A 15,590-nucleotide genomic window follows, 5' to 3' on the forward strand; every position below is an offset into this window, starting at 1 on the left:
GGGACAGCCCTTGCTCCCCGCGCGAACCCTCATTCCCTCCCGAGCCGTGCCCCGTCTCCGGGGAGCTCGGCGCAGATCATGGCCCTCCAGCGTGCCGCGGGAAACACCGCGGTCGCCGCGATGCGGCAGCGCTCGAATGCCCAGGACGTCCACCGTCCGCCCGGCCGCTCCCCGGACCCGGCGCCGCGTGATCGGACAGAAGCCCGGGGGCCGGCGGGCCCGTCCCGAGCGGACCGCATGCCGGCCCTCAGCCATGCTCTGAACCAGGTCGCGGAAGGGCTCGACAACACCGTCGGACTGGCCGGGGATCACGCCGCGCAGATAGAGGAAGCCGTGCACGGCGCCCTGAGCCGCGCGCTGGTGACTCTCGCCGGCGAAGGTCCGGTAGCCTCCGCGCAGCGCGTCGGCACCGCGACGGCCGAGGCCGCCACGCAGGCCGCCGCGTGGGTCACGGAACTGCCCGGTCGCCGGGTCGCCGAGCTGCTGCCGCTCCCCGGCGAGCTGTCCGCCCTGCTGCCCCGGCAGACCGTCGCCGAGCTGCTGCGTGAGGTCCCCGCTGCGGCCACCCGGGCCGCCGAGGCGGTACAGGGTGGTGCCGCCACGGCGGAGGAAGCAGTGCACGACGCCTTGGGCCGTGTGCTGGTCACTCTCGCCAGTGAGGGCCCGGTGGCCGGCGCGCAGCGTGCCGCCACCTCCCTTGCGGAAGCCTCCCGCTGGGCGGGCGGCGCGTTGGCCCGGGTCCCCTCCGCCGCCCAGCAGGCATTGGTCAAAGCCGTTCCGCTCCCGCAGTGGTGCACACGACTGGCGCTGCGCTGGGCCGCCTCGTACGCCGCCGCGCACATCTACGGAGCGGCCCGCCAGGCCGGGCAGACCGCGGCCACGATCGCGGGCGAAGTCGGTACGGAGGCCATGGGGATGATGGACGTGGTGGACCGGGAGTTGCGCCAGATATGCGCTCCGGCCGAGCAGGGCCCGGCCGCCGGCTCCGCCGCTGCGCCGGCACTGACCGTGGAACAGCAGCGCCAGGCCGACTTGCGGGCCTTCCGGGCCGCGCTGTTCGGTCTCGGCCGCGAGGACGTCGAAGAACTCATCGGGTGGCTGGCGGCTGGAACGGACCCTCTCGATGCGGATCGACTGGCGGTGGCCCGGGAGTTCCGGAGCCTCCAGCTGGCTGCTGCCGCCGGAGGCGCCGACGCATATCTGCGCGACGTCGACGCTGAGCGCACGCGGTTGGAGGAAAAGATCAGCAGGTTGCGGAAGAAGCAGGACAAGCTCACTCCGTCACGTGTCCTTCCTGAAGCGATGCTGCCCGCACGCTACCGCGACAAGCATGCACAGCAGGAGGCCGAACTCACGGCGGCGCACGGCCGGTTGGCGGAGATCGACGCGCTGCGGGAGACGCTCGTGCGCAGCAGCCGGGAGATCGGCGTTCTGCGGACCCTCCTCGATCACGTCCAGGGCCCCAGTGCAACGAACATGGCAGGACTCAAACCCCACGAACTCGCCGCGTGCGAAGAGCTGCTGCAAGAGGCGCTCGCCGACGTCGAGGGGTACGGCGAGCCCACCGGTCTGAGTGCCCTCCTCGACCGGGTCCGCAAGGAACCGGACGCGCGGTCGATGCTGAAGATGGTCCGCGCGCGGGGCGTCGGCGAGCTGTACGCGCTCAAGGAACGGATGGACCGTCTGGCCGGGGTCTTCGGCGCCGAGTTGTCGGAGCGCGCACCGGGCTGGCTGGAGTGGGCGGGTTTGCGTGAGCCCGATCCGGCCCGTCCGGTGCAGGTGGAGCGGCTGGCGGGCCAGGTGGCCGAGGCGCGCGCCGTCTCCGCCGAGTACGCCCGGCTGATCTCCCTCTACGAGTCGCCGGAGTACGCCGACCGTACCGCCCGCGCCGAAGCCGACCTGAAGATCTTCCGCGACCTCGACTTCCGCCGCATGCTCAACCAGGAGTACGGGGAAGCCGTCGACCGTGTGGCCGTCGCAGCCCTCGGGAAGAAGGATTGGCTACTGCCGGCCGTGAAAAATCTCCTGATGCGGGTGGAGGGAGATCACCCGCGGGGTCTCGGTCGTGCTCACGTCAAAAGCCTGGAAGAAATGGCCGAACATCTACCGGAACTCGCGGCCGCCGCAGGCCCGTTCTACATGGAACGCGTGGACTTCGCACTCCTCCTGCGCGAGGTGGAGAAGGAACTGGAGGCCCGGCGCGCGGGCTCGCCGAGTTCGGCAGGGGAGTCGTAGCCCGTTCGGCTCACGGCGGCGGTGACGCCGGCCCGCCGGGCGGACCCGGAGCGGTGCATGCGGCCGGTGGCGGCGACGGCTCGACCGGCAACGGTCGGCTGACGACCAGGATCCACCTCGCTTTTGCCGCCCGGCGTCAGTCCCCGGCCGCCGGGGCCGTGCGGGTGAAGTGGCGGGCGGTGGGGACCAGTGCTGCCGCGGCCGGTACGAGGAAGCAGGCCGCCGTGCAGACGGCGAGGACGGGGGCGACCCCGAACCGTTCGATGGCCGGGGCGATCAGGGCCAGGCCGATGGGCGCCAGTCCGTAGGACACCAGGAAGTCCAGCGAGGAGACGCGGGCCAGCCTTTCCGGGGCGACCTCGCGCTGGGTGGCCGTGAACCAGGGCACGTTGAACAGCTCGATCCCGATCCCGGCGACGGCGTACGCGGCGACGACCACGACCGGGTGCACGGGCAGCACCAGGCTCAGTGGCGCGACGCCGTACGCGGCCAGCCCGGCGAAGGCGGCCCAGCCCTGGGAGCGGGGGCGCAGACGGGCGATGACCAGGGCCCCGAGGAGAGCGCCCACGGTGTACGCGGTCATGGCCGCGGCCAGCACCCACTCGGTGTCGTAGCGGTCCCGGCTGATCAGGGGCAGCGCGACGCTCGTGGCGGAGTAGCCGAGGGCGATGACCGCGGTGAGGGCGGCGAGCCCGGCGAGGAACCAGGGGTGGCGGCGCGCCTCCCGTATGCCTTCGAGGAACTCGGCGCGGAAGCCGGCGCGCGGGGCGGGCTCCGCGGGGAGGTTCGCTGCAGCGGCCCCCCTGCCCGGGACCAGCGCGGCGACCAGCCAGAGCAGCCCGATGCCGAGCAGCAGGGTGCGGATGCCGAGGAAGGCCGTGAGCAGCGCGGTCAGGGCGGGGCCGGTGAGCGTGGAGCTCCGTACCGCCATGGTCATGGCGGCGTTGGCCTGCTGGCGGCGCTCGGGGGCGACGGTCTCCGCGGTGAGTGCCTGGAACGCCGGGCGGCAGGCCCCCTGTCCGGCGCCCGCGAGGGCGGCGGCGGCCGTCATCAGCACGAGTGAGCGGCCGAGAGCGACGGCGAGGAGGGGCGCGGCGACGGCGGCCGCGAGGGCCGACCAGAGGACGACCGCGCGGCGGGAGTGCCGGTCGGCCAGCACGCCGCCGACGGCGACGGCGAGGAGGAAGCCGGCGGTGCGTGCGGCGAGGACCAGGCCGAGGCCCGCGGCGCCGAGGTCGCGGTGCAGGACGGCGAGCCCGAGGACGAAGGGCAGGGCCCAGGTGGCGAGGCCGGAGGCGGTGGTGCCCGTCCACAGGCGCAGGAACGCGGTGTCGCGGAGGATCGAACGCGGGGGCGGGGCAGTGGTCTTGGCCGCTGTCGGCGTGGGTGTGGTCGGCACGGTGGGGGTGCTCCTCGGGGTGGGGGCCGGGGGTGCGGATCGGTGGACCGGACCGCACCCGGGTTCGCTTAATGAAAATGAATACCATTACAGTACCCTTCGAACACGGCATCCCCTTCCGGACCGGAGACCCAATGCGCCATCCCGCCCGCCTCGGCATCGCCTTGACCATCGCCCTCGCTACCGCGGGCTGCTCCACGGCAGCACGCGACGGCTCCAGAGCGGATGCCGAGTCCGCCACCACGGCCTCCGTCACCAGCTGCGGCAGCCGGCTGTCCTTCGCCGGGCCTCCGAAGCGGACCGTCGCCCTGGACCAGACCTCCACCGAGACCCTGCTCGAACTCGGCCTCCAGGACCGGATGGCGGGAACGGCCAACCTCAAGACGAAGATCCCCGCGCAGTACGAGTCCGCGTACGCCGGGGTCCCGGTCATCGCCCCCAAGATCGCCACCGGCGAGCAGCTGCGCGCCGCCGGGCCCGACTTCGTCGTCGCGGGCTCCGCGGACCTCTTCACCAAGGACCGCGCCGGCACCCGCGAGGAGCTGGCCGCCCTCAAGGTCCCCGCCTTCGTCAGCGCCGTGAACTGCCCGCAGCGGAACCCGGCCGGCAGGACCCCCTTCGAGCTGCTCTTCTCCGACTACGAGAACCTGGGCGAGGTCTTCGGCGTCCAGGAGCGGGCCGGCAAGCTCGCCGCCGGCCAGCGCGCCGCGGTCGCCAAGGCGGGGGAGAGCGCGGCCAAGGCCCCCCGGGGCAAGGAGCGGCCGACCGTCGTCTACCTCTACTCCGTCTTCAACGGCATGCCGTACGTGGCGGGCAGGACCGGCCTGCCCAGCGAGATGAGCCGGATCGTCGGCGCGAAGAACGCCTTCGACGACGTGAACGAGGACTGGCCGGAGGTCTCCTGGGAGGAGGTCGCCAAGCGCAACCCGGACTTCATCGTGATCGGTGACCTGTCGGAGCGCGGGCGGCCGGGCGACAGCGCCGCCGAGAAGCGTGCCGCGATGACCGGGCACCCGGTGGTCTCCAAGCTCGCGGCGGTCCGTGACAACAAGATCCTCGAAGTGCCGGGCATCGAGCTGGACCCGTCCGTGCGCTCGGTGCACGCCCTGGGGCTGCTGGCCGAGGGGATGAAGGACCTCGGCTATGTCCGCTGAGCCGGTGGCCCGGAGGGGGGCAGTGGATCTCCTGCTTCCGGCGGCCCGCCGCAACCCGGGTGTTCCTCTTCCTCCTCGCCGCGCTCGCCCTGGCGGGCTCCGTCGCGGCGGCCACGCGCATCGGTACCTCCGGCGTGGGCTGGGCCGGCCTCGCCCGCGTCCTCGGCGCCCATCTCGGCCTGGACGTGGAGCCGTTGCCCCCGCTGACGGACTCACTGATCTGGGACCTGCGGCTGCCCCGCGTGCTGATGGCCGCACTCGTCGGCGCCTCGCTCGCCGTGTGCGGCACGGTCCTGCAGGCGGTCACCCGCAACGCCCTCGCCGACCCCTACCTGCTCGGCGTCTCCTCGGGCGCGTCGGCGGGAACCGTCACCGTCGTCGTCCTCGGCGTGGGGGCGGGCGCGCTCGGCGTCACCGGCGGCGCGCTCGCCGGCGCGCTGCTCTCCTTCGGGCTGCTCCTCCTGCTCCTGCGCCGCACCGGGCTGGACTCGGGCCGCATCGTCCTCACCGGCGTGGTCGTCGGCCAGCTCTTCACCGCGCTCACCTCCCTCGTCCTGATGGCCTCGGCGGACGCGGACACCACCCGGGCCGTCACCCACTGGCTGCTGGGCTCGATGGCACCGGCCCGCTGGGACACCGTCGTGGTCTGCGCGATCGTCACGCCGCTGGGGCTGGTGGCCGCGTGGCTGTGCTCGAACGCCCTCGACGGGCTCGCGTTCGGCGCCGACACCGCCGCCTCCCTCGGGATCGGGGTGCGGCGCACGCGGATGCTGCTGCTCGTGGTCACGGCCGCGCTGACGGCCGTGGCGGTGGCCACCGTCGGCGCCATCGGCTTCGTCGGGCTGATCGTCCCCCACGGAGTGCGGTTCCTCGCCGGACCGCTGCACCGCGTGCTGCTGCCGTACGCGGCGCTCGCGGGCGCGGTGTTCCTGGTCTGGACGGACGCGATGGCGCGGATCGCCTTCGCGCCCCGCGAGGTTCCCGTGGGCGTGATCACCGCGCTGCTCGGCGTACCGCTCTTCCTCCTCGTCCTGCGCAAGAGAGGTGAACTGTGAGGATCACCGCCGAAGAACTGAGCTGGTCGGTGGCGGGCACGCCGGTCGTCCGCGGCGTCAGCGCGGACATCGCCCCCGGCGAGACGGTCGGACTTCTCGGCCCCAACGGCTCCGGCAAGTCCTCGCTCCTGCGCTGCCTGGCCGGCCTGCGGGCCCCCGACACGGGCGCGGTCCGCTACGACGGCGAGCCCGTACGGGACTGGAGCGCGCGCCGGATCGCCCGCCATGTCGCCTTCGCCGCACAGGACCCGGGCGCGGACAGCGACTTGAAGGCCGCCGACGTCGTGGGCCTGGGGCGGACCCCGTTCCGCGACCGCTGGCACGGACCGGACGCCACCGACCGGGCGGTCGTCGCCGCCGCGCTGGAGCGCGTCGGGCTCACCGCGCTCGCCGGCCGCTCCTGGAAGGCGCTGTCGGGCGGCGAACGGCAGCGCGCCCACCTCGCCCGCGCGCTGGCCCAGCAGCCGTACGCGCTGCTGCTCGACGAGCCCACCAACCACCTCGACGTCAGACACCAGCTGGAACTCATGGAACTGCTGACCGGCACCGGCCAGACCGTCCTGGTCGCGCTGCACGACCTGTCGCTCGCCGCCCGGTACTGCGACCGGCTGCTGCTCCTGCACCACGGCCGCCTGATCGCCTCCGGCACGCCCGCCGCCGTCCTGACGGCCGAGCGGCTCGCCGGGGTCTTCGAGGTGGACGCCGAACTCACCACCGACGCCCTGGGACACCCCGCGGTCACCTACCGCGGTCCGCTCGGCACCCCGGCCGAGGCATCCCGGCCCACCCCGTGACCCTCCCCGTGAATCCCTGAGAAAGGAACACCATGACAAGGAACCCCATGACCCGTACGCCCTCCGCCCCCGCCCCTTCCGTCGACGCGCTCGTCGAAGCCGTCCTCGCGGGCGACCACGGTCCGCTCCCCTCCCAACTCGTCGCCACCAGCGTGTTCTGGCTCCACCACGGCACCCGCCTCGCCGGCGGCGACACCACCTACCTCAACCAGTACGTCCTCGTCCGCCTCGGCGGCTCCTTCGGCGGCTGCGCCTTCGAGGCCGGCGAGCTCGACCCGTCGGTCTGCCGCGACTCCTCCGGCACCTCGCTCGACGCCCTGCTCCGCACGGCCCCGCGCCCGCTGCGGATCGCCGCCCTCGACGCCTATCTCTCCGAAGCCCGCCCCCACCGCGTGGCCGCCGAGGCGGGCGACGCCGAGGCCGTCACCCTCCCCACCGGCACCCCGGAGGCCCGCGCACGGGCCCGCGACGCGGCCGTCGCCGGCCTGCTGGACATCGAGGAGGGCGCGAAGGTCGGCCTCATCGGCGTCGTCAACCCGCTGGTCGCGGCGATACGCGAGCGCGGCGGTGAACCCCTGCCCTGCGACCTCAACCTCAGGGCCACCCAGTGGGGCGACCCCGTCACCGACGACATGCACGACGTGCTGGACCGCGCCGACGCCGTCGTCGCCACCGGAATGACCCTGAGCAACGGCTCGTTCGACACGATCCTGGAGCGCTGCCGGTCCCGGGGCGTCCCGCTGGTCGTCTACGCGCAGACCGGTAGCGCCGTCGCCCGCGCCTTCCTCGGCTCGGGCGTGACCGCCCTGTCCGCGGAACCGTTCCCCTTCTCGCAGTTCAGCGCCGAGGAGACGGCCCTGTACCGCTACCGGACGGCGGGCGGCGCATGATCCCCGCCGCCCCCGCGGCCGCACCCGGTGCCGGTGTCCTCCCCACCGGCACCGGGCACGCCCCCTGCCACCACGGCGAGCTCCTCCAGGGCGTCTTCCTCGACGACGACGGGCGCCGGTGCGCGGGCCTGGTCACCCTGCCGATGGCCGGCCCCGGCAGCAGCGCCGAGTTCGTCCGCCGGCCCGGCACGGCGCCCGAGGCGCTCACCGTCGTGCCCGCCGACCGTACGAAGGCCGCCCGCGCCGCGGCCCTCGCGGTCGCCGAGTGCGCGGAGCGGACCGGCCAGCCGCCCTGCGGCGGGGAGTTGCGGATCACGTGTGACATACCGGTGGGCCTGGGCATGGGCAGCTCCACCAGCGACGTGATCGCCGCAGTGCGCGCGGTCGCGGACTCGTACCGGCTGCGGCCGGCTCCCGGCGCGGTCGCCCGGCTGGCCGTGCGCGCCGAACTGGCCTGCGACCCGCTGATGCTGGACGGGCGGCCGGTGCTGTTCGCCCAGCGGGAGGGCCGCGTCCTGGAGGTCCTCGGCCCGGCCCTGCCGCCGCTGGTCGTCGTGGGCTGCGCCCTCGGCGGGGGCGCGCCTGTGGACACCCTGTCCCTGCCCGTGCACGAGCCGGCCGACAGCGACGTACGGGACTGGGAGCGGCTGCGCACACGGCTGCGCCGGGCCGTGGCCACCGGCGACGCCCAGCTGCTCGGCCGGGTCGCCACCGCCAGCGCCCGGCGCGGCCAGCAGGCCCTGGGACACCCGGAGTTCGACGCGCTGACCGTCATCGCCCGCCAGGTCGGGGCCGCCGGCGTCCAGATCGCACACAGCGGCGCCGTGGCGGGCGTGCTGTTCGACCCGGCCGTCCCGGGCCTTAGGCACCGCGTCCGCAGCTGCCTGCGCGCCCTGGACGCCCACGGCATCCCCGCCACCCGGACCTTCACGACCTTCACCACCACCAAGGAGCCCCTGGATGGATCAGCACGTCGCGGAGTCGATCGGCCGGCCGGACCTGATACGCCTCGACGACCGGCTCGTCTGCCTGCGCTTTGAGACGATGAAGGTGGTCTCCGCCCTCGCCGCGGTGCGCCACCTGCTCGACACCGGAGCCGTACGGCGCGGGGACACGCTGCTCGACAGCTCCAGCGGCATCTACGCGTACGCGCTCGCCCTGGCCTGTCACCGGCACGGCATGCGCTGCCACATCGTCGGCTCGACGACGGTCGACCACGCCCTGCGCACCCAGCTCGCCGTCCTCGGGGCCACGCTGGAGCAGATGGAACCGTGCAGCGACCTCAAACTGGACCAGAAGCGGCGGGTGGAGCGGATCCACGAGATCCTCGCCGCGCACCCCGAGTACCACTGGATGCGGCAGTACCACGACGACATCCACTACCTCGGCTACCGCGCCGTCGCCGACCGCATCCGCGAGGCGACCGGCACGGAAGGCCTCACCGTGGTCGGCGGGGTCGGGTCGGGCGCCTCCACCGGCGCCCTCGCCCGCTACCTGCGCGCGGCACCCGGCGGCCCGGCCGGCGTCGAACTCGTCGGCGTCCAGCCGTACGGCAGCGTCACCTTCGGCGCCGAGCACGTCTCCGACCCCGAGATCATCATCGCCGGGATCGGCAGCTCCATCCCCTTCGGGAACGTCTCCCACGAGCTGTACGACACCCTGCACTGGATCTCCTTCGACGCGGCGCTGGCCGGCAGCGTCGACCTGCTGGGCCGGCACGCGGTCTTCGCGGGCCTGTCGGCCGGCGCCGGCTACCTCGCCGCCCGCCACGAACGCGAGCGTGCCCCCGAACGGACGGTCCTCTTCATCGCCGCCGACACCGGCCACCGCTACGTGGACACCGTCTACGCCCGGCACCGCGAGGCCGCGCCGATCGCGGACCTCGCCCCACGGGAGGTGTCCGACCAGAGCGAACTGGCCCTGCCGTGGTCCCGGATGCGCTGGAACCGCGCCCCGGCGGCAGCCCCGGCCACGGCCACATCCGCCCTCACCCAAGCAAGTTCAGAAGTTGTATGAATAACGTCAACCATTGACGTTGTCCGTTCAGCAACTTTATGGTCGCGGGACTCTCGCAGGAGATACGAGAACGACGGAGAACAATGACGTACTCCCCCGGAGCGCGCCCGCGCCCGCGTCCCGCCCGCCTGACCGCGCTGCTGCTCGCCGGTGCGCTCGTCGCCCCCGTGGCGCCCGCGGCCGCGGCACCCGCACCACAACCCCCCACCGCCGACCGTTCCCCCGCCGCCGTCCCCCCGTCCGCCGACTGCCGGACGGGTGACGGCTGGTCGCTCGACTCCACCCGCATCGACACCGCCGACACCCACCACGCCTACGTGGGCAACGGCTACCTGGGCCAGCGCGTCCCGCCCAACGGCACCGGCTACACCAGCAGCGACGTCAAGACCGGCTGGCCGCTCTTCACCCCCGGCTACGACGGCTCGTTCGTCGCCGGGCTCTACGCGCACAACAAACAGACCGCGGGCGACCGGCAGGCCGTCGCGGCGCTCCCCACCTGGACCGGGCTCACCGTCGGCACCGGCGGCGCCCACGGCGACACCTTCAACTCTTCGACGGAACCGGGCCGGGTATCCGGCTACCGCCAGACCCTCTTCCTGCACTGCGGCATCGTCCGGACGTCCCTGACCTGGACCGCCGCCGACGGCAGGAAGACCGACCTGGTCTACGAGGTGCTCGCCGACCGCGACGACCCGCACGTCGGCGCCGTCCGGCTGCGCATGACACCGCGCTGGAGCGGCGAGGCCACCGTCACCGACCGGATCGACGGAGTCGGCGCCCGGCGCATGCGTCAGACCGGCGGCGGAGACCGGACCGAGGGGTCCGGCCGCGACGGGCGGACCATGGACGTGGCCTTCCGCACCGACGGCACGGACACCGACGGCGCCGTCGCCTCCACCCTGCGCGCCGGGAACGGCGTGCGCACGGGCAAGACCGGTGCCGCCGGTGCCGCCGAGGACCTGAGCGCACGGCAGTCCCTCGCCTTCCCCGTCCGCAACGGCCACGCGTACGAACTCACCAAGTACGTCGGCGTCGACACCGCGCTGACCTCGCACGCACCCCGCCGGGACGCCACCGCCGCGTCACAGCGCGCCGCCCGCCGCGGCTGGGACGGGCTGCTGCGCGCCCACACCGCCGCCTGGGCCCGCCTGTGGCGCGCCGACATCGAGGTGCCCGGGCAGCGCGACCTGCAGGCATGGGTGCGCTCCGCGCGGTACGGACTGCTCTCCAGCAGCCGCAAGGACGCCTCCGACAGCATCGCCCCGGCCGGGCTGACCAGCGACAACTACGCGGGACTGGTGTTCTGGGACGCCGAGACCTGGATGTACCCGGCCCTGCTGGCCACCGACCCCGCACTCGCCAGGAGCGTCGTCGAGTACCGGTACCGCACCCTCCCGGGAGCCCGTGAGAACGCCCGCAAGCTCGGCTACCAGGGGCTGTTCTACCCCTGGAACAGCGGCAGCAAGGGCGACCTGGCCCAGGAGTGCCACAGCGTGGACCCGCCCCACTGCCGCACCCAGATCCACCTCCAGTCGGACATCTCCCTGGCCGTCTGGCAGTACTACCTCGCCACCGGCGACACCGCGTGGCTGCGCGAGCGCGGCTGGCCCGTCATGAAGGGCATCGCCGAGTTCTGGGCCGGGAGGGTCAGCCCCAACACCGACGGCAGCTACTCCATCAAGGACACCGCCGGCCCCGACGAGTACAGCAACGGCGTCGACGACGCGGTCTTCACCAACGCGGGCGCGGCCACCGCACTGCGCCACGCCACCCGCGTCGCCCAGCTGCTCGGCGAGCGCGCCCCGGGGGAGTGGACGGCCGTCGCCGACCGGATCAGGATCCCCTACGACGCGCAGCGCAAGGTCTTCGAGCAGTACGACGGCTACCGCGGCAGCAAGATCAAGCAGGCGGACACGGTGCTGCTGATGTACCCGCTGGAGTGGCCGATGCCCGAGGGCGCGGCGGCGAGCACCCTCGACTACTACGCGCAGCGGACCGACCCCGACGGCCCGGCCATGACGGACTCGGTGCACGCCATCGTCTCCGCCGGCACGGGCGAGCCGGGCTGCTCGACGTACACCTATCTGCAGCGCGCCATCAGGCCGTTCGTCCGCGGGCCCTTTGCCCAGTTCTCGGAGGCCCGCGGCGCGAAGGCGGGCGCCGAGGACCCGCTGGCCGGCTCGCCCGCGCACGACTTCCTCACCGGCAAGGGCGGCTTCCTGCAGATCTTCACCAACGGCCTGACCGGCATGCGGATGCGCGAGGACCGGCTGCACCTCGACCCGATGCTGCCCCCGCAGCTCGGCCGCGGCGTCACCCTGCGCGGGCTGCGCTGGCAGGGCCGCACGTACGACGTCGAGCTCGGCGCCCGGCGCACCACCGTGCGGCTCACCGACGGCGCGCCGATGACCCTCGACACGCCGCAGGGCGCGAAGGTGGTCACCAAGGCGGCCCCGGCCGTCCTCGACACCCGCCGTCCCGACCTCGCGCCCACCGCCGACCGGGCCCGCTGCACCGCCGCCACCGCCTCCTCCGAGGAGCCCGGCATGTACGCGGGGGCCGCCGTCGACGGCAACACGGCCACGGCGTGGGTCCCGGACGGGCCGGACGGCAGCCTGACCACCGACCTCGGCAAGTCCGTGCGCGTCGGCAAGGTCACCCCCGCCTGGAGCGGCCCGGCCCCGGCCTCGTACGCCGTCCAGCTGTCCGCCGACGGACGGCACTGGCGCGACGTCGCGGCCGGCGGCAGCAGTACGCCGGTGGCCGCGCGGTACGTGCGGGTGGTGGTGCACGGTGCCGGGGCCGCCGGGGCCCGCACGGGCATCGCCGAAGTGACGGTCTCGTAGCGGAACGGGAGGGACCCCGCACGGCCGGGGGTTGCACGAGAAGTGCGCCGTGCGGGGTCGTCGTGGGGACGCCGCCGGCGTCAGAACACGAGCGCGCCGAGGTCGACCGCGGCGGCCATGGCCTCGGCCCCGGCATCGTTGAGATGCATGCCGTCGCCGCTGTCGAACTCCGGGCGGATGTGGTCCGGCCGCTCGGGGTCCGCCACGGCGCGGGCGACGTCGAAGACCGAGTCGAAGGCGCCGCCGGTGCGGATCCACTCGTTCACCTCGCGCCGGGCGGCGAGGCCCTCGGGGGTGTTGTGGCCCGGGTAGACGGCGCCGGCGAACGGGCCGACGGTCGCCGCGTGGACCGTCAGCCCGGCGCCGTGCGCCCGGCGGGCCAGCTCGGTGAACCCGGCGATCAGCTCGCCGGCCGTGGCGGGAGGGAGGCCGACCATTCCGGGCAGGCCCAGGTCGTTGATGCCGAAGTTGACCAGGACGTGGGCGGCGCCGGGCACGGACAGCACGTCCCGTTCGAAGCGGGCCAGGGCGTGCTCGCCGATCTCGTCGGTCAGCAGCCGGTTCCCGGCGATGCCCTGGTTGACGGTCCAGCCGCGCTCCAGCCGCCGGTTGAGCACGTCCACGGAGCGCCGGTTGGTGCCGGGCGTGGTGCCGACGCCCTCGAACCAGGAGTCTCCGAAGGCGACGGCCACCGCCGTGCCCTCGTCCGCGAGCACGTCGATCCCGGTGACGTAGAACCGGCACGGGACCTGCTCGGCCCCGGGGAGGCTCGCCGCCCCGGTCCGGTTCCCGGCGGTGACGTAGGACGTCTCGCCGGGCATGTGCGAGAAGGTGGCCGGGCCGGTCTCCGCCGGGAGGTGGAGGCTGAGGACGAGGTCGGTGCCCGCCCGGACGGGCAGGTCGACCGGATCGCTGACCACCTCGCCGCCCGCCGGGACCGTCACCTGCGCCGAGCCGTCGAAGCGCACGCAGGTGTCCGTCTCGGCGACGATCTCGTCGGCGGTCTTGCGCTCGGCCACCCGGGCGTCGGCGACGGTCAGCGGGGAGCGGCCGTAGCGGTTGGAGAGGCGCACCCGGATCCGCTCGCCGCCGCCGGCCATGTGCAGGACCTGACGGACCGTCTGGTCGTGGAAGCCGCGGGACTCGGTGAGCCGGATCGTCTCGTACGGGCTGATCACCGCGCTGCGGAATCCCGCCACCCACTGCTGGGTCATGACGCGCCTTTCTCTCGTGTGCCTGTCGTTCGTACGGTCGTTGTGGTGCGTGTCTGCTCTCGGGGGACCCCGGCCCGGGCCGGGGTCGTTCCCGGCCGGGCGCCGCGCAGCCGTCGCGCGAGGGCCGCGCTGATGGCCAGCGTGACCAGGCACAGGACGGACAGCGTGAGGGGCAGGGCGCCGACGTCGTACTCCTCGATGACCGCGCCCAGCGCGGGCGGGAAGGCGACGGAGCCGAGCATGGCCGCGGCGATGACGTAGGCCATGGCGCTGCCCGAGGCGGGCGCGGAACGGTTCAGCCAGTTCAGGCCGTTGGGGAAGATGGGGCCGATGCACAGCCCGGCGGCCGCGTACGCCCAGGGGGCGAGGCCCGGCACCGGCACCAGCAGGACGCTGACGGTCATCAGGGCGCAGGCGCCGGTGACGATCGCGGCGGGCGACCAGCGGCGGGCGAGCGGGGCGACCAGGAAGCGGCCGGCGGTCATGGCCAGCCAGTACGCCGATGTGGCGACGGTTGCGCCCGTCATGCTCTGCCCGAGCGCGTGCAGGTGGGTGGGCTCCCAGTTGCCGATGCCGCTCTGCACCGCGAAGTGCAGCATGTAGACGGCCACGAAGCCGGCGAGCACGACGGCCAGGCCGCGTCCGCCGGAGCGGTGGGCAGGCGCGGGGGAGGCCTCGGCGAGTTCGGCGGGCGTCGGGCGGGCCCGCACCCCGCGGACGCAGGCCAGGGGGATCAGGGTCAGGAGGCCGATCGTGATGAACGTGGCGCCGTAGCGCTCGGGGCCCGTGACGGCGATGACGGCGGGCGCCAGGACCGTGCCGAGCCCGAAGCAGCCGTGAGCCACGTTCAGCAGGGCCGGGCCGCGGGAGCCGAGCCCGATGAGGAACAGCCGGCTGATGGCGAAGTCGACGCCGCCGAGGCCGAGTCCCGTGACGACGGCCGCCCCCAGCATCAGGGGCCACGTCCCGGAGAGGCCGAAGGTGACGGTGCCCGCCAGCATGGTCAGGTAGGAGGAGATCAGCAGCGCCCGGTTGCCGATCCGGCGGTGGACGGAGTGGAAGCCGAGGACGCCCACCACCGCGCCGAGCGACTGGGCGGCCAGGGCCAGCCCGGCCGTCGGCTCCGATAAGGAGAACTTGTCGCGCAGGGCGGGGACCACCGGTCCGTACAGGGCGATCAGCGCGCCGATGATCACCATGCCCAGGCAGGACGCCACCACGGCGGTGCGGGTGAACAGCGGCTCCTGCTCGCCGCCGGGGGAGGGCGTGCCGCCCCGGGCCGTCACGGCGCGTCCTTGCCGGCCGGCGCGAGCGCGATCAGGAAGGCGGACACGTGCTCGGCCGCCGCGTCCCGCGCGGCCTGCGGGTCGCCGCCGTCGATCGCCTCCAGGATGCGGGCGTGGCCGGGGTCCCCGTAGTGCTCCTCGGGGCGGCGCACGCCGCCCACCCGGACCGAGTCCCGGACGGAGCCGAGCATGCTGCTGTAGAGCCGGGTCAGCACGGGATTGCCCGCGGCCTCGACGACGGCCGTGTGGAACTCCACCGCCGCCCGGTTGAACTCGCCGGCCCTGCCGTCCCGGTGGGCGGCGGTCTGGCGCTCGTACACGGCCGCGAGACGGTCCAGGTCGGACCGGCTGCGGCGCTCGGCGGCGAGGCCCGCCGCCTCCACCTCCAGGCCGCGGCGGGTCTCCAGGACGTAACGGAGCTCGGCGTCGGCCAGATAGCGGGTCAGGACGGCGTCGACCTCGTGGGTGCCGCGCACGAACGTCCCCCGGCCCTGCGCGGTCTCCAGCAGGCCCACGTGGACCAGGGCCTGGACCGCCTGGCGCAGCGTGCTGCGGCTGACCTCCAGCTCGGCCACGAGCTCGTCCTCGATGGGGATCTTGCTCCCCATCGGCCACCTGCCGCTGACGATCTGCGTCTTCAGCCGCTCGATGGTGCCTTCGATCAGTGCCGAACGCGGTACAGCGCGCACTCCGCCCACCTC

Annotated in this window: 12 protein-coding genes; 8 read left to right on the top strand and 4 right to left on the bottom strand. The window is 74.0% G+C overall.

The window, feature by feature from the left end:
• The first annotated feature begins 237 nt into the window (after positions 1-237).
• Positions 238-2,235, top strand: a complete 1,998-nt coding sequence (locus IF61_RS0107625) for a hypothetical protein (protein WP_030365492.1) — start codon at positions 238-240, stop codon at positions 2,233-2,235.
• Positions 2,236-2,371: 136 nt separating this feature from the next.
• On the opposite strand, the gene IF61_RS0107630 is transcribed toward IF61_RS0107625, so the two are convergent.
• On the bottom strand, positions 2,372-3,634 hold the full coding sequence (locus IF61_RS0107630; RefSeq protein WP_052392482.1) for an MFS transporter: 1,263 nt from the start codon (positions 3,632-3,634) through the stop codon (positions 2,372-2,374).
• Positions 3,635-3,768: 134 nt separating this feature from the next.
• Here IF61_RS0107630 and IF61_RS0107635 point away from each other — a divergent pair, with 134 nt between their 5' ends.
• The 7 genes from IF61_RS0107635 to IF61_RS0107665 all read left to right on the top strand — a co-directional run bounded on the left by IF61_RS0107635 (position 3,769) and on the right by IF61_RS0107665 (position 12,389).
• The gene (locus tag IF61_RS0107635; RefSeq protein ID WP_030365494.1) at positions 3,769-4,788 is read left to right on the top strand and encodes an ABC transporter substrate-binding protein; all 1,020 of its coding nucleotides are present in this window, start codon (positions 3,769-3,771) and stop codon (positions 4,786-4,788) included.
• Between the two features lie 59 nt (positions 4,789-4,847).
• Entirely contained in the window at positions 4,848-5,843 is a 996-nt protein-coding gene (locus tag IF61_RS0107640) for a FecCD family ABC transporter permease (protein ID WP_211264842.1), read from the top strand.
• Positions 5,840-6,637: an ABC transporter ATP-binding protein gene (locus IF61_RS0107645; protein ID WP_030365496.1), complete on the top strand. Its 798-nt coding sequence runs from the start codon at positions 5,840-5,842 to the stop codon at positions 6,635-6,637. Before IF61_RS0107640 ends, IF61_RS0107645 begins: the two co-directional genes overlap by 4 nt.
• A 47-nt stretch (positions 6,638-6,684) precedes the next feature.
• Positions 6,685-7,527 (top strand): Rossmann-like domain-containing protein, encoded by an 843-nt coding sequence (locus tag IF61_RS0107650; protein WP_030365497.1) that lies wholly within the window; start codon positions 6,685-6,687, stop codon positions 7,525-7,527.
• Positions 7,524-8,567 carry a GHMP family kinase ATP-binding protein gene (locus IF61_RS0107655; RefSeq protein WP_052392483.1) on the top strand — a complete coding sequence of 348 codons (1,044 nt, stop codon included), beginning with the start codon at positions 7,524-7,526 and terminating at the stop codon, positions 8,565-8,567. Before IF61_RS0107650 ends, IF61_RS0107655 begins: the two co-directional genes overlap by 4 nt.
• Positions 8,488-9,543: a pyridoxal-phosphate dependent enzyme gene (locus tag IF61_RS0107660; protein WP_030365499.1), complete on the top strand. Its 1,056-nt coding sequence runs from the start codon at positions 8,488-8,490 to the stop codon at positions 9,541-9,543. Before IF61_RS0107655 ends, IF61_RS0107660 begins: the two co-directional genes overlap by 80 nt.
• 83 nt (positions 9,544-9,626) lie before the next feature.
• Positions 9,627-12,389 carry a discoidin domain-containing protein gene (locus IF61_RS0107665; protein WP_030365500.1) on the top strand — a complete coding sequence of 921 codons (2,763 nt, stop codon included), beginning with the start codon at positions 9,627-9,629 and terminating at the stop codon, positions 12,387-12,389.
• Between the two features lie 80 nt (positions 12,390-12,469).
• Here the strand turns inward: IF61_RS0107665 and IF61_RS0107670 are convergent, their stop codons facing one another.
• From IF61_RS0107670 to IF61_RS0107680, 3 genes are read right to left on the bottom strand one after another with little or no spacing between them, the layout of a single operon-like run.
• Positions 12,470-13,603, bottom strand: a complete 1,134-nt coding sequence (locus IF61_RS0107670) for a GDSL-type esterase/lipase family protein (RefSeq protein WP_030365501.1) — start codon at positions 13,601-13,603, stop codon at positions 12,470-12,472.
• Complete coding sequence (locus IF61_RS0107675; protein WP_245684437.1) at positions 13,600-14,889, bottom strand: MFS transporter; 1,290 nt, start codon at positions 14,887-14,889, stop codon at positions 13,600-13,602. The genes IF61_RS0107670 and IF61_RS0107675 overlap by 4 nt, the downstream gene beginning before the upstream one ends.
• On the bottom strand, positions 14,886-15,578 hold the full coding sequence (locus IF61_RS0107680; protein WP_169748804.1) for a FadR/GntR family transcriptional regulator: 693 nt from the start codon (positions 15,576-15,578) through the stop codon (positions 14,886-14,888). The genes IF61_RS0107675 and IF61_RS0107680 overlap by 4 nt, the downstream gene beginning before the upstream one ends.
• Positions 15,579-15,590 lie beyond the last annotated feature (12 nt).

It is taken from the genome of Streptomyces roseoverticillatus (genome assembly GCF_000719265.1).
Taxonomy (GTDB): Bacteria; Actinomycetota; Actinomycetes; order Streptomycetales; family Streptomycetaceae; genus Streptomyces; species Streptomyces roseoverticillatus.

Excerpts from the sequence above, each read along its gene's own strand:
- IF61_RS0107635 (WP_030365494.1), top strand. The coding sequence starts at position 3,769 with ATGCGCCATCCCGCCCGCCTCGGCATCGCCTTGACCATCGCCCTCGCT.
- IF61_RS0107665 (WP_030365500.1), top strand. The coding sequence starts at position 9,627 with ATGACGTACTCCCCCGGAGCGCGCCCGCGCCCGCGTCCCGCCCGCCTG.
- IF61_RS0107625 (WP_030365492.1), top strand. The coding sequence starts at position 238 with ATGCCGGCCCTCAGCCATGCTCTGAACCAGGTCGCGGAAGGGCTCGAC.
- IF61_RS0107655 (WP_052392483.1), top strand. The coding sequence starts at position 7,524 with ATGATCCCCGCCGCCCCCGCGGCCGCACCCGGTGCCGGTGTCCTCCCC.
- IF61_RS0107650 (WP_030365497.1), top strand. The coding sequence starts at position 6,685 with ATGACCCGTACGCCCTCCGCCCCCGCCCCTTCCGTCGACGCGCTCGTC.
- IF61_RS0107670 (WP_030365501.1), bottom strand. The coding sequence starts at position 13,603 with ATGACCCAGCAGTGGGTGGCGGGATTCCGCAGCGCGGTGATCAGCCCG.
- IF61_RS0107660 (WP_030365499.1), top strand. The coding sequence starts at position 8,488 with ATGGATCAGCACGTCGCGGAGTCGATCGGCCGGCCGGACCTGATACGC.